The 20,455-nt window shown below is 45.2% G+C and carries 20 protein-coding genes; 15 read left to right on the top strand and 5 right to left on the bottom strand.

What is annotated here, in order from left to right; all coding sequences use genetic code 11:
• Positions 1–294 precede the first annotated feature (294 nt).
• Positions 295–933, top strand: coding sequence for an IS607 family transposase (locus tag QUB06_RS19355; RefSeq protein WP_333436630.1), 639 nt, complete (start codon positions 295–297; stop codon positions 931–933).
• The gene (locus QUB06_RS19360; RefSeq protein WP_333436631.1) at positions 899–2,128 is read left to right on the top strand and encodes a transposase; all 1,230 of its coding nucleotides are present in this window, start codon (positions 899–901) and stop codon (positions 2,126–2,128) included. The genes QUB06_RS19355 and QUB06_RS19360 overlap by 35 nt, the downstream gene beginning before the upstream one ends.
• 85 nt (positions 2,129–2,213) lie before the next feature.
• Here the strand turns inward: QUB06_RS19360 and hemB are convergent, their stop codons facing one another.
• Positions 2,214–3,197 carry a porphobilinogen synthase gene (gene hemB / locus QUB06_RS19365; RefSeq protein WP_333107810.1) on the bottom strand — a complete coding sequence of 328 codons (984 nt, stop codon included), beginning with the start codon at positions 3,195–3,197 and terminating at the stop codon, positions 2,214–2,216.
• A 303-nt stretch (positions 3,198–3,500) separates the two neighbouring features.
• Between hemB and QUB06_RS19370 the strand changes: the two genes are divergently transcribed.
• Both QUB06_RS19370 and QUB06_RS19375 read left to right on the top strand, forming a co-directional pair.
• Positions 3,501–4,493: a DUF1517 domain-containing protein gene (locus QUB06_RS19370; protein ID WP_333436632.1), complete on the top strand. Its 993-nt coding sequence runs from the start codon at positions 3,501–3,503 to the stop codon at positions 4,491–4,493.
• Positions 4,494–4,822: 329 nt separating this feature from the next.
• Positions 4,823–5,377, top strand: coding sequence for a cyclic nucleotide-binding domain-containing protein (locus QUB06_RS19375; RefSeq protein ID WP_333409661.1), 555 nt, complete (start codon positions 4,823–4,825; stop codon positions 5,375–5,377).
• A 365-nt stretch (positions 5,378–5,742) separates the two neighbouring features.
• On the opposite strand, the gene QUB06_RS19380 is transcribed toward QUB06_RS19375, so the two are convergent.
• Entirely contained in the window at positions 5,743–6,189 is a 447-nt protein-coding gene (locus QUB06_RS19380; RefSeq protein WP_333145148.1) for a hypothetical protein, read from the bottom strand.
• 346 nt (positions 6,190–6,535) lie between these two features.
• On the bottom strand, positions 6,536–7,306 hold the full coding sequence (locus QUB06_RS19385; RefSeq protein ID WP_333436633.1) for a hypothetical protein: 771 nt from the start codon (positions 7,304–7,306) through the stop codon (positions 6,536–6,538).
• A 955-nt stretch (positions 7,307–8,261) separates the two neighbouring features.
• Between QUB06_RS19385 and QUB06_RS19390 the strand changes: the two genes are divergently transcribed.
• From QUB06_RS19390 to QUB06_RS19425, 8 genes are all read left to right on the top strand, one after another.
• Positions 8,262–8,960 carry a class I SAM-dependent methyltransferase gene (locus tag QUB06_RS19390; RefSeq protein WP_333436634.1) on the top strand — a complete coding sequence of 233 codons (699 nt, stop codon included), beginning with the start codon at positions 8,262–8,264 and terminating at the stop codon, positions 8,958–8,960.
• A gap of 223 nt (positions 8,961–9,183) precedes the next feature.
• Positions 9,184–9,810 carry a 7-carboxy-7-deazaguanine synthase QueE gene (locus QUB06_RS19395; RefSeq protein WP_333436635.1) on the top strand — a complete coding sequence of 209 codons (627 nt, stop codon included), beginning with the start codon at positions 9,184–9,186 and terminating at the stop codon, positions 9,808–9,810.
• A 121-nt stretch (positions 9,811–9,931) separates the two neighbouring features.
• Positions 9,932–10,375 carry a retroviral-like aspartic protease family protein gene (locus QUB06_RS19400; protein ID WP_333436636.1) on the top strand — a complete coding sequence of 148 codons (444 nt, stop codon included), beginning with the start codon at positions 9,932–9,934 and terminating at the stop codon, positions 10,373–10,375.
• Between the two features lie 73 nt (positions 10,376–10,448).
• Complete coding sequence (gene uvrA / locus QUB06_RS19405) at positions 10,449–13,409, top strand: excinuclease ABC subunit UvrA (RefSeq protein ID WP_333436637.1); 2,961 nt, start codon at positions 10,449–10,451, stop codon at positions 13,407–13,409.
• Between the two features lie 222 nt (positions 13,410–13,631).
• The gene (locus QUB06_RS19410; RefSeq protein WP_333214083.1) at positions 13,632–14,048 is read left to right on the top strand and encodes a XisH family protein; all 417 of its coding nucleotides are present in this window, start codon (positions 13,632–13,634) and stop codon (positions 14,046–14,048) included.
• Positions 14,036–14,356 (top strand): XisI protein, encoded by a 321-nt coding sequence (locus tag QUB06_RS19415; RefSeq protein ID WP_333436638.1) that lies wholly within the window; start codon positions 14,036–14,038, stop codon positions 14,354–14,356. Before QUB06_RS19410 ends, QUB06_RS19415 begins: the two co-directional genes overlap by 13 nt.
• The gene (locus QUB06_RS19420) at positions 14,337–14,498 is read left to right on the top strand and encodes a hypothetical protein (RefSeq protein WP_333436639.1); all 162 of its coding nucleotides are present in this window, start codon (positions 14,337–14,339) and stop codon (positions 14,496–14,498) included. The genes QUB06_RS19415 and QUB06_RS19420 overlap by 20 nt, the downstream gene beginning before the upstream one ends.
• A 109-nt stretch (positions 14,499–14,607) precedes the next feature.
• Positions 14,608–15,417 (top strand): hypothetical protein, encoded by an 810-nt coding sequence (locus QUB06_RS19425; RefSeq protein ID WP_333436640.1) that lies wholly within the window; start codon positions 14,608–14,610, stop codon positions 15,415–15,417.
• A gap of 282 nt (positions 15,418–15,699) precedes the next feature.
• On the opposite strand, the gene QUB06_RS19430 is transcribed toward QUB06_RS19425, so the two are convergent.
• Positions 15,700–16,194 carry a GAF domain-containing protein gene (locus QUB06_RS19430; protein WP_333436641.1) on the bottom strand — a complete coding sequence of 165 codons (495 nt, stop codon included), beginning with the start codon at positions 16,192–16,194 and terminating at the stop codon, positions 15,700–15,702.
• 402 nt (positions 16,195–16,596) lie between these two features.
• On the opposite strand from QUB06_RS19430, the gene QUB06_RS19435 reads away from it, so the two are divergent.
• Complete coding sequence (locus QUB06_RS19435) at positions 16,597–17,469, top strand: alpha/beta hydrolase (RefSeq protein ID WP_333436642.1); 873 nt, start codon at positions 16,597–16,599, stop codon at positions 17,467–17,469.
• A gap of 95 nt (positions 17,470–17,564) precedes the next feature.
• On the opposite strand, the gene QUB06_RS19440 is transcribed toward QUB06_RS19435, so the two are convergent.
• The gene (locus tag QUB06_RS19440) at positions 17,565–18,014 is read right to left on the bottom strand and encodes a pyridoxamine 5'-phosphate oxidase family protein (protein ID WP_333436643.1); all 450 of its coding nucleotides are present in this window, start codon (positions 18,012–18,014) and stop codon (positions 17,565–17,567) included.
• A 542-nt stretch (positions 18,015–18,556) separates the two neighbouring features.
• Between QUB06_RS19440 and QUB06_RS19445 the strand changes: the two genes are divergently transcribed.
• Complete coding sequence (locus tag QUB06_RS19445; RefSeq protein ID WP_333436644.1) at positions 18,557–18,730, top strand: hypothetical protein; 174 nt, start codon at positions 18,557–18,559, stop codon at positions 18,728–18,730.
• Between the two features lie 150 nt (positions 18,731–18,880).
• On the top strand, positions 18,881–20,323 hold the full coding sequence (locus tag QUB06_RS19450; protein WP_333436645.1) for a hypothetical protein: 1,443 nt from the start codon (positions 18,881–18,883) through the stop codon (positions 20,321–20,323).
• Positions 20,324–20,455 lie beyond the last annotated feature (132 nt).

The raw sequence follows: 20,455 nt of genomic DNA on the forward strand, positions 1-20,455 counted from the left end.
TTTTTATGAACAGGCAAGATGCCTGTTCCACAAGAAAATTCACTCTTTGTGGAACAGGCATCTTGCCTGTTCTTGAGAATGGTGCAATATCTCCGTTACAGCCCACTGAAACGGTAAAAACCCGGTTTCGAGGCGTCGTTTATCAGTAAGCGTAAGCTATAGCTAGTGTCTTGCCTAATTGCTCAAAAATCATCTATCGAGAGAGGTATCCCTAGGAGGAGTTTTTCTTAGACATTTCCCTAACAAGCTAGACAATTATTGTAGGATGGAGTGATTCACACAGAAAAACCTAATATGTCCAAATATGTACCACCAAGAATCGCTGTTCAACGACTTGGAGTATGTTCAAAAACCCTTGAGCGGTGGGAGAAAGAAGGGAAAATCAAAGCGTACCGAACGCCGTCAGGACAGCGACGCTACGACGGAGACTCAGTTGTCAATATTCCATCTACTAAGCCAACCATCCTCTACGCCAGAGTTAGCAGTCGAAGTCAAAAAGCCGACCTTCTCCGACAGCCTGACTGTCTTCTGTCTCACTACCCCGGAGGCGAAATCATCCAAGACATCGGGAGTGGCATCAACTTCAAAAGAAAAGGTCTTGTCACCTTACTGGAACACATTTACACAGGCGACATCGGAATGGTTGTCGTTGCCTCAAAAGATAGATTGTGTCGGTTCGGATTCGATATTATCTCATGGTTTGCGGAGCGGGGCGGGTGTAAGATTTTGGTTCTCAACAATAGTTCACTTAGTCCAGAAAGAGAAATGGTTGAAGACATACTCGCAATCATCCACGTCTTCAGTTGCCGACTCTACGGACTCAGGAAGTACAAAAAGCAAATCATTGAAGACTCTGACGTACCGAGTCTATCCAAAGGGGGAGACGAAGAAAGTCTGGATGTTGAGGATTCATGCCAATCGAAAAGTGTATAATAATGCAATCGCTTACCTGAATAAACACCAGGGAAAGTTTACCTACTACACTGTAGATAAAAAGACTAATCAGCCCGTTGGGAAAACTTCCGGCAAGCAAGCATTTCGGAGTTTTTGCAAAACTCTAGATTACGAGATAATCCCGGAATGGTGTAAAGAGTTAGGAATAGCACACAGTTTGGATAACGCCCTTTTCGAGGCTTATACAGCTTGGAAGAAGACTGACAAGCAGCCCGCTCAATTAGGTAAAGGAAAAAAGGCAAAACCCAATCCTTTAGTCGGACTGAAGTTAGCTCGGTTCAGGTCAATCCGCTCCCAGAAACAAACAATTCAGTTCGACCCGGGTGATTACAAGAATGGTCATGTAATGGCTAATGCTAGCAAACACCTGGAAAAGCCCCTCTGGACTGGACAAGGTTATTGCTTAGTTAAGTACGACAAAGCCGTAGAAGTTACCTATAACAAGGGACGCTGGTTCGTGAATATGCCCGTAGAGATGGATATCCCGGAGCCGAGAAATGGTGGAAAAACCATCGCACTCGATCCAGGACTGCGTTGTTTCTTGACCGGATTTGATGGCAATTATTTTAGTGAATTTGGGAAACATGACTTTGGGAAGATTGCTAGGTTGTGTCAACACTTGGATAAGATGCAATCAAAACTTAGCCGCTCAAAAGGTAGCGAGTTTTCTCGATTACGCTATCGATTAAAACAAGCTATGGAAAGGGTGAGGACGAAGATTAAAAATCTGCGGTCTGAAATCCACAAACAAGTAGCAAGTTACTTAGCTCGTAATTATGATGTTATTTACTTGCCCAGTTTTGAAACTTCTCAAATGGTGGCAAGAGGTAGTCGCAAACTTAATTCTAAGTCAGCGAGGGCGATGATGACTTGGGCATTCTATAAATTCTCGCAAACTTTAGAACATCTCTGTAATCGTTACGGTTCGAGATTAGTTAGAGTAACAGAGGAATACACTTCCAAAACTTGCACAAAATGCGGTCATGTTCATAAGAAGTTAGGTGGCTCTAAAACTTTTAGATGTCCCAACTGCGGTTATGAAATACCTCGCGATTTTAATGGTGCTTTGGGGATTTTTCTCAAAGCTTTGTGGGATACCACCATGCTCTGGGACCTGTCTGATGAGTGTGCTATATTCAGATTTTCGCCGATTGTCGGAGATTGTCTGGATTAAAAGTATCAGGTGTTGACTCCACAAGAACACCCGAAGATTGTGGTGTGGAGTCAAATCTCTAATCTCTAATCTCAAATCAAGTGAATCAGTTTTGCAGCCAGCGGGCGGCGTCTTTGGCGTGATAAGTCAAAATCAAATCACAACCAGCACGCTTGAATCCTGTCAAAGTTTCCATCACTACTCTTTCTTCGTCTATCCAACCGTTGAGGGCGGCGGCTTTCACCATCGCATATTCCCCAGAAACGTTGTAAGCAGCAACTGGCAGGTTAGTTGCTTCCTTCACGCGCCAGATGATGTCCATGTAAGCTAAAGCGGGTTTAACCATGAGCATATCTGCGCCTTCGGCAATGTCGAGAGCAATTTCTTTCAGAGCTTCGCGGCCGTTTCCGGGGTCCATTTGATAGGTGCGTCGATCGCCAAATTGCGGAGCAGACTCTGCTGCATCTCGGAATGGGCCATAATAAGCTGAGGCGTATTTTGCCGCGTAAGACATGATGGGAATATCTTCAAATCCAGCGGAGTCCAATCCTTCGCGAATTGCTCCGACAAAACCGTCCATCATTCCCGAAGGTGCGATAATATCTGCACCGGCTTTAGCTTGAGCCACGGCGGTTTTCTTCAGCAATTCTAGTGTCGGATCGTTCAAGACGCGGCCGCTTAAATCTCCGACTTCCAAATAGCCGCAGTGACCGTGACTGGTATATTCGCACAGACAAGTATCGACCATGACGATTAAATCTGGTACAGCTTTTTTAACTGCTTCCGTCGCTTGTTGAACGATGCCACAATCGTGCCAAGCACCTGTCGCGTCTGTATCTTTATCTGCGGGAATGCCGAATAAAATAATAGCGGGAATGCCGAGGTCGTAGACTTCTTTTGCTTCTTCTACTATTTTGTCTACCGATAGCTGGTAAACTCCCGGCATCGATGTGACTTCTTTAGCAAAAGCTTCCCCCGGTACGGCAAATAGGGGGTAAATTAAATCGCTGGTTGTCAAGATATTTTCGCGTACCATCCGGCGGAGTTGGGGATGGTTGCGGAGGCGGCGGGGGCGGTGAGTTGGAAACATAATGTTTTTTTTACGGTAGATAAAGCCCTGTTTTTGAGGACTCGCGGCGTTTCTTTAAAAGTCTAGAGCTTATTGTTGGCCGATCGCCCTGGACTTAAGTAAACTTCTGTAAAACCCGCGATGTCCATTGTTCGCAGTCAGGAATGCAAGTCATTTCTAGCCTTTCCCGTTCCCAGACACAGCCCTAACGCTGCTTCTTGGATCTGTTGGTACGGATATCTCGCTGGCTTCACACCTATAACCAGGCTGCCCAGAAGCGAGGATAGACTGTAAATTATAAATGTATCGAATAGTAACGGTCTTATGTACAAGCAACTAATTTCAAAGATGAAACCGCTTTTGAAATCACTATTTGCGATCGGTCTGGTACTGACGCTAGCCCTGGGTAACGCTGATGGAGCTCTGGCTGCCCGCAGCGGCGGACGCATCGGCGGCGGATCTTTTAGTGCTCCGGCGCGCAGTTACTCGTCTCCTAGTCGCACTTACGCGCCGTCGGGAGGAGGCTACTACCCCGGCGGCTATGGTGGCGGCTTTGGCGGTGGCTTCGGTTTCCCGTTCTTGCTGCCGTTTTTTGGCTTTGGGGGCGGCTTTGGCGGCCTGTTCTCGATTTTGATTTTTATTTCGATCGCTAATTTCCTCGTCCAAAGCTTCCGCCGCGCCGGGGGCGGAACTGACGAACTGGGCAACAGTGCCCCTACTACCACTGTATCTGTCGCCCGCTTGCAAGTTGGTTTGCTAGCAGAGGCCCGTGGTTTGCAAGCCGAACTCGACTCCCTAGCGCGAAAAGCGGATACCGATACAGCAGCCGGTCGCGCTCAAGTGCTGCAAGAATCTACTCTGGCGCTGCTGCGGCATCCTGAATACTGGGTTTACGCGGGCGCTGAATCTGTGCAAACTCGCTTGGAAGCAGCCGAAGCTAAGTTTAATCAACTTTCTTTGGCAGAACGCAGTAAATTTACTGAAGAAACGCTCTCGAATTATAACAATCAGCTCCGGCAAGCAGGGAGCAGCAATATCCTGCCAGGTTTGCAGGAAAATGGGGCGCTGGTGACTTCTGATGTGAATTCAGATCCTGGGGAATTTATTGTGGTGACGGTGATTGTGGGTACTCAAGGTAAATTGCAATTGCCAGCAGTGAAAAACTCTGAAGATTTGCGCCAAGCTTTGCGCCAGATTGGGGGAGTATCGAGCGAGCAGTTGCTGGCGGTTGAGGTGCTGTGGACTCCTCAAGCGAATGGGGACACTCTGACTGCTGACGATATGTTGGCCGGCTATCCTGATTTGCGATCGATTTAGTGAGCAAGACTGGGCGCGGAGCATTGTCTACCGCGCCCCATCCCGCAGCCAAGCTGGGCGGGTGAACCCACTTCCTTTTGAGACGGGAATTTCGGGGGAGGTTGGGGAGGTTGATCGAGTTAAAAAAGATTGTTTAACAAATGCTAGTATTGAGAGATCATGATTCAGCGTGATTTATCTGCTATTGGCAAAGCCTGTCCGATATGGGTTCTGCGAAGAAGTTAGGCAGGATAAGAAAAACTTTATTGAGCGAGGACTGCTTCGGAAGAAGTTGCGATCGCGCCCATCTATATTTTATATAAAGAAGAAGCGATCGAGAGCTAAAACTTATGGCCGACAGCAGCAGAAAAAAAGCACTTTTTATTTTGAGCCAGTTAAATAATGACGATATCAACTGGATCGTTCAAAAAGGCAAAAAGGAAGTTCTAGATCCGGGCGGGATTTTGATCCAGGAAGGGAGACAAATAGATGCGCTCTACATTGTTTTGAAGGGGAGTTTGAGCGTTTTAATCGAGGCTGAGCGGACTAGAGAACTCGCTAAAATAGCCAGCGGAGAACTGGTGGGAGAAGTCTCTTTCATTGATGCTCGCCCTCCTTTGGCAACGGTGAAGGCGATCGAAGAAACTCACTTGCTGGCAATTCCGAGGCGGCAGTTAGTAATCAAACTTCAAAACGATATGGGCTTTGCTTCCCGGTTTTATTATGGAATTTCACTGTGTCTGGCAGACAGGATGCGCGGTACGATCCGACATATAGAATATGGTCGCAATATTGAATTAGATCAACCAGAATTTGAACGCGAGGATATCAATCCTAACGTTCTGGAAAATTTGGCGCTAGCTGAGGCTAAGTTTAATTGGCTGAGGGAAAATGTTAAAGCTTGAGGAATTTTAAGGCGTTTTTGAGCTGGGTGTGAAAACTGGCCGATTGAGAGGGTAATTGAGATGTGTACGATGTAACTCACATCTTGCACCATTCTCAAGAACAGGCTTTCCGGCCTGTTCCACAAAGAATGAGTTTTATTGTGAGGAGTAGGGGTTGGGCAGGAGACCCAGCCCAAAAAAGGATTATTGATATTGGTGCAAGATGTACGATGTAAAGTCTCAACTCAAAAAACAGATGTGCAAAACAAAATAGGGGCGGGTTTTACCGGAAATATCGATCGATAATTGCCGGAACTATAAAAACCCGCCCCTGTGCTTTGCAGTTGCAACCTCGCGCGCTGAAACGCAACTACCAACCACACAATCTAGATAATGCCCGGCCCTTTGCCACGGGTGTCTGCATCCATTGTCAGTTTTCCTTCCTCGCCTTTTTTATCTTTGATTTCTGCGAGAATTCGAGCGCGTTCTGCTGCTTCGGCTTCTTCTTTTGCTCTCAAATCGCCCGGTTCGTTGATGTACATTTCCGGTTCGACCGCGTAATTGTTAACCAGGCCTTCTCGGTCTACTGTATAACCATCTGTGGTGTGAATGCTTTCGTCATCGGTTTGGTCATCAGTTTTTGCACTTTTCTGCTTCGCTTCGGTGGTTGTGTGCATGAAGTTAGCGCCTTCGCGGTCTTGCCGCGCTGCTGTCTCCGCAGGAGTAATGCCCCTGTCGTAGTGGGGGGCTTCCATATTGGCTTCGATTTGTTCGTCGGCCGGTGTTGATTTGCTAACTTCTTCTTTGGGGGGTATTGGTTGGCGATTAGTCATGATTTATTCCTGAGTTATCTTTTCAAAAAGGTCTTTGCGCTATATTTAAATATTATGCCAAAGCTAGCTCATTCACAAACTATCTTTGGTTATAGTTTGCGAAAAATTGCGGTTAGGGAAAATACCTTTATTGAGTCTTCCTCAAGAGTGAGAAAATTCTGTTTTTATTAAAATTTTCACTATTTACGACTATTTGGCATCTATCTAAAGATTGGGAATTGGGAATTGGGCATCGGGCATCGGGCATTGGTAACTAATGACAACAGACAACAGTCAACAGTCAACAGTCAACAGACAACTGTCAACAGTCAACAGACAACTGTCAACAGTCAACTATCAACTGACTTTACGATTCTTTAAAGAAGCGGATGATTTCGCGGACGTGGTTGAGAAATTGTCCGTCATCGGTGAGTTGGGCGATCGCACTTTCTGCATCTCTTCTCAGTTTAGTGTGTTCTGCCTGATTTGTCGCTTGCAAAGATTGTAGAGATGCGGATAAAGTAGTTAATTCTCTTCTGATAGCTTCCCGTTCCCGATTTTGGACAGCCACCCACGAATTCGGATTGTCTGAACTTATTTGATTGCTCAAATCTTTAACTGTAGATTCTAATACTGCAAAGCGGCTGCGGAGTTCGACAATATCTTCGCGGGGGTACAAAAATTGGCGGCGGATAGTTGTCAGCCGTTGGGCTAAATACTGATAACCTCGGATAGCTGGACGCAGTACAGTTAACAGCAGTGCAGCAGCGGAACTGAGATAGCCAATAGCACTAATTCCGGCGGCGGCTAGGGCGTAAAGTGCGATCGCGGTAAACAGGTGAAGTGCGATCGCCGCAAAGAGCGATCGGCTAACTAATACAGTAACGTATTTGACTTGTTCCCGATCGACAGCAATGTTTTTTTTAGTCGATTCTGCGGCTTGCGCTAAAACTTCTTTTGCTTCAAAGTGGATATTCCAGGGAACTGTAACTATCAGCAACAGCCATTCAAAAATAGCAATGGCAATTACCCAATCAATAAAACTGCCGACAGGGACGTGCAACCATTGCAGAATGGCAAAAACTAGCAGCAAAAATATGCCTGTGACGGCACCAAAACCTGCGAAAGTGTAATACATAGCGATCGCCTTGGTGGAATGTTGTTTTGATTGTGGGTAGGTGGTTTAGGTCTGGAGTAATAAACTGTGACAGTTAAGCGATCGTCCTATTAATCCCGGTTCCTTAGTTATGAGTAATAGTGCGGGTCAAGGGTTGCTAGAAACCTGGCTTTTTCCCACAAATACTTGCTCTACCTGAATCGTGGAATGTTGTTTTGATTGTGGGTAGCTTGTTTAGGTGTGGAGGAATAAGCTGTGACAGTTAAGTAATCGTCCTATTAAACTCAGTTTATTAGTGAATAGTAATACTCCGGGACACCAGGATTTCCCGACCCCTAGTTTGTTTCAGGAAAATACATCGGCTTTAACCCATTAATAAGAGTTAAATGAAACGGTTTGTTTTTTGGGAGTGCGTAAGTCCTCAATAATTAGTCATTCGGGATTAAGTAGAGCGACACGAAAAAACTTGACAATGTAACAAAATGTAAACGAATCACAGCCTCCGGGATTGCTTCATTTCACTGGCAATGACATACTTATGTTTTTCGCAGTTTGTCTACTTCGCGATCGGGATGAAGTCACTTTTTCCCCGACTCATACCATTTGAGATTTATTTGAAATTTGAGATGGGCAATAGCTTATTATGTATGGGCTTGCAGCTTGTCTACAGTTGCATTAATCTTTTGAAGTCGTATCACTAACGGCGTTACGCGGTGCTAGAAAAGCAGCAATCTCAAAATACTCCCCTCTATCCATTTTTCTTTTCCAGAGGTGCTAAATCACCTGTGGCTGAGATAAACTGATTTGGAAGTAGAGCGCGCGTTTTGCAAGTTGCCTCTGTGTAACCGAGACACTGCTACTGCAACCTGTCATCAGCCACAGCAAAATAGGTGCCAAAATTAACTCTACAGTCTCCGATTTCCATTAACTGCGCGTCTACAATCTAAAATCAAAAGTCAGCAGCAAGGACAAACCGATGGCGAACTCAACTCTTGGCCTAGAACATCAACTTTACGATTATCTGTTATCTATTTCTCTGCGGGAGCCAGATATTCTCGCTTCACTACGGGAAGAAACTGCTAAACATCCTATGGCCCAGATGCAGATTGCTCCCGAACAAGGTCAGTTTATGGAGCTAATGGTGCAGCTTATGGGAGCGACAAAAACCTTAGAAATTGGCGTTTTTACTGGTTATAGCTCGCTGTGCGTAGCTTTGGCGCTGCCTTCAAACGGTCAGATTATTGCCTGCGATGTCAGCGAGGAATATACTGCGATCGCACGACGGTATTGGGAAGCTGCGGGCGTTGCTAATAAGATTTCTTTGCAGTTGGGCCCAGCAATAAATACTCTCGACAAACTAATAGCCGAGGGACAAGCAGGAACCTTTGATTTTGCCTTCATCGACGCCGATAAAGAAAATTATGAGGCTTATTTTGAGCGATCGCTGCAACTTGTACGCAATGGCGGTTTAATTGTAATTGACAATGTTCTGTGGTCTGGACGAGTTGCTGATCCTCAAGTACAAGACGAAAGCACCACCGCCATTCGTAGTTTCAACGACAAATTGCGTAACGATCCCAGAGTTACTCTCAGTGTTGTCCCCATTGCTGACGGGCTGACTTTGGCATTGAAACGCCGTTGGGCTACCATGATGGAACCTGAACAGGATAATTAAAGAGTTATTTGCGGTTTGTGGTGGATTTCTAAGGACTCATACAAAAGCTATGAAGAAACCCGATTTCTGAGTCAAGCTTCTGGGATCAAACAGATAATTTTTTTTCATAAACCCCGTTTATAGGTTCAGGACTGTTTTTATTTGCTGCAAACCGCGAAGAAATAACAATTTAAGAATATTATATCTAAACAACGTAATTAATTGATTTGAGGCGTAACTTCGGGTGTCTAATTTACAACTAAAATTACCAATTCATGAAACTTTTCAGTGTACTGTTCAAGGCGAAGGTTACTGGACGGGGACTTTAGTTGATTTTATCAGATTGGCCGGTTGCCCTGTCCGGTGTCCTTGGTGTGACACCGGTTATGCCAATGGGGGCAAAGGTTTGCCGTCTGTACCGCAGTCGATCGCACAATTGCTCTCTCAATTGCAGTCTCCGAGAGTGGTAATTACTGGCGGCGAACCTTTCATTCACCGCGATTTGCCTGAGTTAGTTGAAGCTTTGTTAGAAGCTGACAAGCAGGTGAGTATTGAAACTTCGGGTGCTTGCTGGCAGGATGTTTCGCCACTGGCTTGGATTACTCTTTCTCCGAAGGAACACGTCAATCCTAAATATCCGGTGCAAGAGCTTTTTTGGACTAGAGCAAATGAAATTAAGTTAGTGATTAGCACTGGCGAAGAAGTAGATTTTTATCACAAGTATTTGCCAAAGAATGTGAATGTTCCGGTTTTTTTGCAACCAGAATGGAACTCGAAAGATTCAGCGATTCCCATTATCTTAGAATTGCTGAAACAAAATCCTAGTTATAGGTTATCTTTGCAAACTCATAAGTTTATTGGCGTGCAATAATTTGAAAAATTAGTCAGAGATGTTCGTCTAGTTGGCGGTGCAGAATGGGGAGTGCATCGCCTTCAAATATGTGGAAATATGCGCTAAAATTAAAGCAGTGATTTATTGTATTATGAAAGTTATGCAAGCAGCTACTGAAAATCAAATGGGGAAAGTTATCACAACCCTAGTAATTACGAATCGGCTGGATGAAGGGAAAGCAGAAGATAATCTGATTCCCATCGAGCAAGTGAGGTCTGTTACTCTAGAAAATGTTTTGGTGGATACGGGCGCGACAACTTTGTGTTTGCCTAAAGATGTCATCGCCAGACTGGGTTTGAAAATCCTCAAGCAAGTAGTTGTGGAAACAGCCACGGGCATTAGTGAGGCGAGGATTTTTCGGGATGCTTCGATTTCTCTGTGCGGGCGCGAAGGGACTTTTGAGTGTTTGGAATTGCCAGAGGGGAAAACGCCACTTTTAGGCGTGATTCCGATGGAAGCGCTGGGAATTGAAGTGGATTTGAAGCATCAAAGTTTGAAGGTTTTGCCCGACGGGCCGACGGAAACTTATTTGACAATTCTTTGATATTCTTGAGTTTGGATGCCAGCTATTCGATCGGCAGCGCTAAGATGGTTAAGCACTGTTTTGCACTACTCTCATGTCCCAACGCGCCGAAACCTCAAACAGCCAGCCAAGTGCATCCCGCAACGGGCATAATGTGACGAATTCTCACTCTAACAACCAAAATACGATTCGGGTTCGCGGTGCCAGACAGCACAACCTGAAAAATATCGATCTGGAACTGCCGCGCGATCGCCTGATCGTTTTTACTGGTGTCTCCGGTTCTGGTAAGTCTTCCCTCGCTTTCGATACAATTTTTGCCGAGGGGCAGCGCCGCTACGTGGAGTCTCTCAGCGCTTACGCGCGCCAGTTTTTGGGACAGTTGGACAAACCGGATGTGGACGCGATTGAAGGCTTGAGTCCGGCTATTTCGATCGACCAAAAGTCAACTTCTCACAACCCGCGATCGACTGTTGGCACTGTTACAGAAATTTACGATTATCTCAGATTGCTCTACGGCAGAGCCGGCGAACCGCACTGTCCGATTTGCGATCGCTGCATTGCGCCGCAGACAATTGATGAAATGTGCGATCGAGTCATGGCACTTCCCGACGGCACTCGCTTTCACCTTCTGGCACCAGTTGTGCGCGGAAAAAAAGGCACTCACCGCAAATTATTGTCGAGTTTAGCTGCGGAAGGATTTATTCGCGTCAAAGTTAACGGAGAAATTTTAGAACTTTCGGAAAATATCGAATTAGATAAAAATCATACGCACAATATCGAGATAGTTGTCGATCGGTTAATTAAAAAACCCGGTTTAGAAGAACGTTTAGTTGATTCTCTGGCAACTTGTTTGCGCCATTCTGAGGGGATTGCGATTATTGAAGAGTTACCGAGTGAAGAAAATTCCCAACCACAGGGGCCGATCGTATTTTCCGAAAACTTTGCTTGTCCCGAACACGGCGCGGTAATGGAAGAACTTTCCCCTCGGTTATTTTCGTTTAATTCGCCCTACGGCGCGTGCCCAAACTGTCACGGTTTGGGGAGTTTGCGGGCTTTTGCGCCGGAGTTGGTAGTTCCCGACGAGAAAGCGCCTCTTTATTGTGCGATCGCGCCTTGGTCAGACAAAGACAATTCTTATTATCTCTCTTTGCTTTGCAGTATTGCTGATACTTGCGGGTTTGATATCGATACTCCTTGGTATCGATTAAGGCCCGAACATCAGCGAGTAATTTTGTACGGCAATGAGCAAAAGCGCACCTCAGAAAATAAGAAGCGCGACGCCAGCACTGATTTGAGGAGAGATTTTAATGGCGTAATTTCCATGTTGCAGCGCCAGTACGACGATACTGGTTCTGATTTGATCAAACAGAAGTTGGAACAGTATCGGGTCGATCGCTCTTGCGAGGTTTGTCACGGCAAGCGCTTGAAAACAGAGGCGCTTTCGGTGCGGTTGGGACAGTACGGAATTGTGGATTTAACGAGTATTTCGATTCGCGAATGTCGCGAACGAGTAAATAATTTGGGATTGAGCGAGCGGCAATTCCAAATATCCGACTTAGCCCTGAGAGAAATCAAAGCAAGGCTGCAATTTTTGCTCGATGTCGGGTTAGATTACCTGACTTTAGACCGCGCAGCAATGACACTTTCTGGCGGAGAAGCCCAGCGAATTCGGCTGGCGACTCAAATCGGTTCTGGTTTGACGGGCGTACTCTACGTTTTGGACGAACCGAGCATCGGTTTGCACCAAAGAGACAATTTTCGCCTGCTGCAAACCTTAACAAAATTGCGGGATTTAGGCAATACTTTGATTGTCGTAGAACACGATGAAGAAACCATGCGAGCGGCCGACCATATTGTCGATATCGGGCCCGGCGCCGGCGTTCACGGCGGCAAAATTATCTCGCAAGGAAGTTTAGCAGACTTGCTGACGGCCGAGGAATCTTTGACCGGGGCTTATTTGTCGGGAAAGCGAGTAATTGAAACGCCTAATGAAAGAAGAAAAGGCAACGGCAAAGCTCTCTCAATCATAAATGCGACGCGCAACAATTTAAAAAATATTGATGTAGAAATTCCCCTGGGAAAACTGGTCTGTGTGACAGGCGTTTCCGGTTCGGGAAAATCAACTTTAATCAATGAATTGCTGTACCCGTCGCTGCAACATTATATCACCAAAAAAGTGCCTTTACCACCCGATATGGACGCCCTCAAAACTAAAGGCGAACGTTCTTTAGAGGATGTGATTGATAAGGTAATTGTAATTGACCAATCTCCCATCGGTCGCACTCCGCGTTCTAATCCCGCTACTTACACGGGAGTCTTTGATGTGATTCGGGATTTGTTTGCCGAAAGCATTGAAGCGAAGGCCAGAGGTTACAAAGCGGGGCAGTTTTCTTTTAATGTGAAAGGGGGAAGGTGCGAAGCTTGCGGCGGCCAAGGCGTGAACGTAATTTCGATGAATTTTCTGCCGGATGTTTACGTGCAGTGTGAGGTTTGCAAGGGTGCACGGTACAACCGGGAAACGCTGCAAGTTAAGTACAAAGGCAAGTCGATTTCTGATGTTTTGAACATGACTGTGGAGGAATCTTTGGAAATGTTTAAAAATATTCCCAGGGCGGGCGCCAGACTGCAAACTTTGGTTGATGTTGGTTTGGGTTACATTCAGTTGGGACAGCCGGCGCCGACGCTTTCTGGGGGCGAAGCGCAGCGGGTAAAATTGGCAACGGAACTGTCGCGCCGCGCTACTGGGAAGACGCTTTATTTGATTGATGAACCGACGACTGGTTTGTCATTTTATGATGTTCACCATTTGTTAAATGTGCTGCAAAGATTGGTGGATAAGGGGAATTCAATTTTGGTAATCGAACACAATTTAGATGTGATTCGGTGCTGCGATTGGGCGATCGATTTAGGCCCGGAAGGGGGAGATAAGGGCGGCGAGATTATTGTGGCGGGGACGCCGGAGGATGTGGCGGCAAATCAGAGGTCTTATACTGGGAAGTATTTGCAAGCGGTTTTGCAGCAGCATCCTTTGGGGGAGGCTGTAGCCGTTAGTTAATACTAACAGGAATTATTATGCAATTGGCATACTAAAATTAAATTGTAGGGTGCGTCAGGTGAGCTTTTATAACGATTATTGATAGTTACAATATCTGACGCACCTTACAACTGAAATTAATACTACTCTAAGGGGGCGATCGGTTACAGTTATTGGTGCGAAACATTCTGGTATAATATGTACTAATAGTGTCCGATATAAATCCTTGGGTAGAATCTAGAAATGGCAAAGGATCTCTTCCACAACACGGTCAAAATCGCCCTACAAAAAGATGGCTGGAAGATTACCCACGATCCCTACCAGTTACGTTATGGTGTTGCTGATGTCTACATCGATCTTGCAGCCGAAGAAGCGATCGCCGCTGAAAAAGAAGGACGTAAAATAGCTGTAGAAGTCAAAAGTTTCGCAGGTGGCTCGACCATTTCTGAATTCCACACTGCCCTCGGTCAATTCCTCAACTATCGCATTGCCATCGAAGTCTCTAGCGAACCAGAACGTATGCTGTATCTGGCAGTGCCCACCGATACCTACCAAATGTTTCTCAGATTTGAACCCGCAAAAACTGTCATCGAACGTTATGAAATTCGACTAATTATTTACAATCCAACTCGCGAGGCGATCGACCAATGGATAGACTAAACGAATACCGCAAAATTGTTTGTGACTTTCTCGAAGACTTTTCTAAAAATGACGCAAATGCTCAGCTAATATTCGATATGGCCCGCGATCGATACCTCGTTATGCACAACGAATGGCGCGACGAATATCGCATCTATGGCTGTGCCATGCAGCTCGATATCATCGAAAATCAAATCTGGATTCAACACAACAGTACCGAAATCTACATCGATCGAGAACTGATTCAACGTGGCGTGTCTCCTCAAGATATCATTCTTGGGTTTCGCTCCCCCAGCATCCGAAAACTCCTTGCCGCCAACTCTTGCTAGAGACAAAAGTGTGGAACAGTTAGATGAATATCGGCAGCGATTGGGACAGGATTCTGGTTGCTTGGTAATATGCGATCGCCGCGAGCAGGCTGGTTTAATTAGTAAGGTGCGTCAGATATTTAAACCTTCAATAATCGTTTAAGAAACTCACCTGACGCACACTACAATTAAAATACGTCATATAATCGAGATAATATAGGTGCGAATCCTTCGCCCCACCGGATATATTGACAAAATTGGGATAATCGTTCATGAAGAAATACTATTCTCATCGTACTGGCAAAAATCCTGAGGCGATTCGCTACGAGCTACCCATGTTCGTTAAACTTTTCAAAACTTTATATCTTGATTTTCTAAATAAAGATTATTTTCAGCAAAACTTTGGTGCTCTAGGTGCTGATATAGAAGCACAAATGTTTCTCGCCATCAGGAAATCTGGCTTATGGCCAATTGAGGAAAAATGTAATAATTATTCAGAGGATGACTTGTTTGATGTCATCGAGTTTCTTTACGATTGTGTTTCTGAGCCGATTTATCGATACGATGAATGGAGTAATCATGGAGATTCTTATGACACCTTCGATAGGGAGACTGGTAAGCAAGAATTTAGAGATAGGATTAATCAGCTCTTGTGTGACTATAGAGAGGGATATGAACTCTCCGAAAAGGGTGAAATTCTAGAATCTCCAGAGCAAGGATTGGAGGACTTAGTTCTTGCAAACTTGCCTCTCTACGATCCTGAAAATGTTGAGCAGCGAGTTGAATCAGCAATTCTTAAATTTAGACGTTCTCGCTCATCTCTAGATGGAAAGCATGATGCAATTCGAGACTTAGTTGATGTTCTTGAGTGGCTGCGTCCTAAAATTAAGGAAGTAATATCAAGCAAAGACGAGGACGATTTATTTAACCTAGCTAATAACTATTCAATACGACACCACAAGGACACTCAAAAGCAGGATTATGACAAAGCCATTTGGTATAATTGGATGTTCTATTACTATCTGGCAACGATACACGCTTGTATAAGGCTAATTAAAAAGCCTGAAAGCCAGTCACCATAAGCGCTAGGGGTAACAGTTTATGGCAGCGGACGAGCAAAAACCACTGGTGATGAATTCGAGGTTATTTCTCGCCGCTGCATTTTACGGCTGATTGTCTCAATCCGTTATGACATCGGAAGCTGAATCAAGAGTTAGGGATTCCGGTTGAGATTATCATCCAGCCCTAGGAGTCGGTACAAACTCCCGCTTAACAATAGAACACCATATTTTGGTTGGTAGGTAATTTTTTATCGCACAGACAATTCACCCCAACTGTCACAAAGCGGGATTTTGGATGAAAGATTAACTATCTTGAATTGTCGGAGACATCGCCATATTTTGTGCTTGTTGCTGCATGAATTCAATGTCCGATTCCAACCAAGTGCGGGGCCCGCTGCACTGATGAGCAATTAACAGCCCCCACAGTCCTTTGTTCGTTAAAATTGGCACGACTAAATTGGCGCGAACTTTCAGGCTACGCAGAAAATCTCGGTGGCATGGGTTAATTCGTTCTACTTCAATATCTGCAATTGCTTTAACCCTGCCGGCTTCGTACAAAGCAGCGTATTCGTGGTTAAAACATTCATCTGGCCCTGTTGAACCCAAGATTGAGAGTTCGATCGCACTCAACATCTCGTAAGTCACTCGACCTTGCCACTGTCTGTAAAAATAGTACAGTACGGCGCGATCGCTCTGCAAAACTTCTCGAATGTCGTAGAGGGATTTTTCAACTAATACATCGCGCTTTAGACGATCTGTCAAGCGGTTAACAATGTTTTGCAGGCGATCGCCCGACATAGTATTAACTCCTTTAATTCCTAGTACACTCGCCCGATCTTAATTCTTGAACTTGCACCCTCACCACACCTCAAATTCTTGCGCTTCGGGATTTTCGCGCGCTCTAAAATGAGTAATTTTTGGCTTAATAGTTGTCTGGATGCCAGCAACATTATACTAATATTTTGACAGAGATAGCAATCTTTGTGGGAAACGGGCGATGGCGTCGAACCCTCGCCCGTGCTACGGCTTTTTTTTACGCAGCCCTTTCGCGAAGAACCCCCGGCGGGACGCCGGTTCCACAAAGGAAGAGAAAATGAAGAGTTTACAAGTGCTGGGAGAATTGCTATATCTGCCTAAAGTTGGTTCCTCTCAAACAGAGTAACTGCTACCATATTTCTAAAGCTAAAGAAAGCATTAAATATGTCTGTGCTAGAAGCTGCTTGGAAACACGAATTTATCGCTACGAACGGCATTAAACTGCATAATGTCACTCAAGGTTCGGGGCCGCTGATGCTGATGCTGCACGGATTTCCTGAATTTTGGTATTCTTGGCGGCATCAAATTCCAGAATTTGCATCAGATTATAAAGTTGTCGCTGTGGATCTCAGGGGTTACAACGACAGCGACAAACCTCACGATCAATCTGCTTACGTGATGGCAGAGTTTGTGCAAGATGTCAAGGGCATTATTCAGGGTTTGGGATACGAAAGTTGCGTCTTAGTTGGTCACGACTGGGGAGGTGCGATCGCCTGGAGTTTTGCTTATGCTTATCCCCAAATGGTCGATAAATTAATTGTGATGAATCTACCACATCCGGCAAAGTTGGCTGAAGGGTTACGCACTCCTCAACAATTGCTGAGAAGTTGGTACATCTTTTTATTTCAGTTGCCAGTTTTGCCGGAGTTGTTAATTCAGTTGGGCGACTATCAGGCAATTTCTGCTACTTTGGAAGGTATGGCAGTGGACAAAAGCACCTTTAGCCCCTCAGATATCGAAGCTTACAAAGATGCGGCTGCCAAACGGGGCGCTCTGACTGCTACTATCAATTATTACCGCAATCTAGCTGGCGGATTTCTTGATCGCCAGAATTGGAGTGTGCTGCAAGTTCCGACGCTGATGATTTGGGGAGAAAATGATGCGGCCTTCGGCAAAGAGTTAACCTATGGAACCGCAGATTACGTGCGGGATTTTCAGATTCAGTATATTCCTAATTGCAGCCACTGGGTGCAGCAGGAACAGCCGCAGTTAGTGAATCGGTACATCAGAGATTTTTTGGCAAGTAAGTTGATTTAATCTCATATCCAGTTTGATCGGAATGCTACTGAGCCGGCGAGTAGGACGATCGCGATTCACTCAGAAAATTATTATTCCCATGCCAGCAGAGACGTTCACCGACTGCTGATTCCCTCCGTCGTGCGCCCGGTCATTTCCCTGGGGTGAATGCGGTAGATTGCAATTACCTCCGCACGTCCCAGCGAGTCAATCCAGGTGCGATTGATGGCTGGTGAAAGTGTGGGGTTGTGTTCTTTGACCAATTGCATCGCGCGATCGATGTCTGACTGTTCCGTGAGGCGTTCTGCTCGCCCGTTCACCACAACGCTGCGCCAGTGTTGGAAATCCCGGACTTCTTCCACTTGCAAGCAGACTTCTGGATTGCTGTCTATATACTTAGTTTTCATCCCGACTGTTGTGAAAATGTATATGTCCGAATCTTGGAGATAATAGTGCATTGGCACAACGTAGGGATGCCCTTCAAATACACAGCCGAGGTGTCCGTGTCCTACTTGCTGTAAAAGTTCTTGTATTTCTTTGGAACTCATTTCATCAATATCTAACATTCTTATGCTCCTTTAAGACTTACTCTAGAGAAATTCATCGATGTTTGAGGTTGCTTGACGACTGGGGCTTGGGGTCTAATTATTGCGTTTTTGAGGCGCCTGTTTTGGGGCTATAAACAAGTAGAGAATTTCACAAAAAATAACCTTAGTTAGTCCCAAATATCATCTACCTTTAGACCGAGATATTTTTTGTGGGCAAAATTGTATGATTTTGGAAATAAACCCTCGGCAATTGCTGAGGGTTTATTGTTTTTATTAAAGGGCGATCGTCTAATTAATTAATAAAAGCGTTTTTTCCTAACGGGACTTAAACAAATTTTCAGCCCAGATAAAGCCCAAACTCACTTTATCTACAGCTTGGGCGTCCATGTTTTCTTGTTACCAGCGAACAAAAGGCGATCGTCCCTTGGAATGCTCTGACCTATCTTTTTTAACACAAGTCGATCAAATATGAGCCCTGGCTGGGTTTCCGGCGGCGTTGTCACCCCGCCAGATATTTCACGCAATTTATAGGGTTAATTGTTATACCCAAATATTTTACTGTGGTTGTTCGAGGTGAACCTTCACTTTTTACTGCTACCCGTGCTATTTTACTTTATGTATTAATTATTGAAATTGGTATAATAGTTAATGCTTTTTTCTTACCACAGCTAACAAACTCGATCGCCCGTCGAGTTAGATTAGCGATGGATCTCTTTACCTCGGACGGAAAATAACCTAAATTATAGCAATCCTAAATCATTTGCATAATTATTGTAGGGGCAATCCCCCCGTTGTTGCCCGATAGATAGGGCGTAGGCAAAGAAAGGCACTACCTTACAAATTTATCTGAATCATTTAGGATGACTATAGTAGTTAATAATCAAGTGTTATCAAAAACTAGAATTCTGAATTTGTTTCTAGGCATTTTAATTGCCCTCAGCCTAGAGTTGTTCAGCGGAACGACAATTTTTGCTCAAAACATCGAAACAATTAAAATTTCCGGTACTGCTGCGGGTGTCAGCACTCGCTACATCGGTGCAGTCGAAGGCAATATCAATTTCGACCTCAAAGATTTACAAGACTTGGGAATTAATACGTACCGCATTTACGGCGGGATGTCCCGATGGGAACCCGAAGACGATGATGGTAAATACGGGTGGCCGTCTATTGACGAAATTAAGACAAATCCCAATATAATTAATTGGGCGCATTGGGATCAGATTATGACTAATCCGCCCCAGGGTAGCGATTATTGGTGGTCGGGAAAACCCGGTACTGTTTGGCAAGGCAATGGCAAAACTATTTTTAATAGTCTCAAACAAGCAAATATTCGCCCGGTTGTGACTATACGGAATGTTGATAATAGCTGGCGGCCGAGTTGGGCGCTGCAACTGAATCCCCCGCGCACAGGAGAAGATTGGAATGAGTGGTGGGAACACGTTTTTGCTACGGTTTATTGGCTAAATGTTCGCAATGATTACCGCGTGGATGATTGGGAAATTCACAACGAACCGGATAATCGCGATCAGGGTTGGGGCGGGACTAGGGCTGACTATTTTGAATTGGTTAAGGTGGCAAAAGATGCGATCGACTTTGTTTATAAAACTTATTTGCCCGAACGCACTTACCGCATCCACGGCCCGAAAACCGTAGGCGGCAGCAATTGGCCGGCTAGTGCTTTGCAGGAAATACCGAATTATTTCAATACAGTCAATGTCCACAACTACGATGCAGATATTTCTAACTACACCCGCAAAGTGCGCGGCTGGATGAAGGGTACTGTCCGCGCTAACTCGCAGCTTTGGGTAGGAGAATGGGGAACTTACAACATTAGCTACGGCGATTTATCTTTAGCTTTAAATTTGATTAAGAATTTGATTCGAGGTTCTCAACCGGGGGATAATTATATTTACGGCAGTCACATATTCTGTTTGTACGACTGGGGCAAGCCCGCAGGGGCGGAAGGTTTGCTAGGGGACGGGGGAAAACGGCGCGCGGGCTACTATGCTTTGCGGATGGGAATTAGGGCATTGCAGGGCGGGAAAGCTACCTTTTTTCCTATCACTAACAGTTCGGATTTAATGGCAGTTGCAACTATTGATGCTAGCAAGAATGTTTACTTGCTGGTTGTGAATGACCGAGCAACATCTTACACTGTTAATGCTGATATTTCGGAGCTGATAAAAACTGGTAATGGCACGGTGCGGGAGTTCAGTTCTAAAACAATGGATGAGGTTGTTGGTAGCTTAAGGCTCAAGGGCGGCAATGCGAGTTTTGCACTGGCGGGGAACAGCGCTATTCTCATCAAGTTCGATCGCCAGAATTGAAGCTCAAATCCTCTGGGCCATAATTGGGATAAGATAGAATTAGTTATGCTCAGAATTATTTATTTTCTGCCTGTTTGGCCCTGGAACCCTGGAACCCTTGAACCCTCGAACCCCTAATTGCACAGTTGCCAT

Source organism: Microcoleus sp. D2_18a_D3 (assembly GCF_036702455.1).
GTDB lineage: Bacteria > Cyanobacteriota > Cyanobacteriia > Cyanobacteriales > Microcoleaceae > Microcoleus.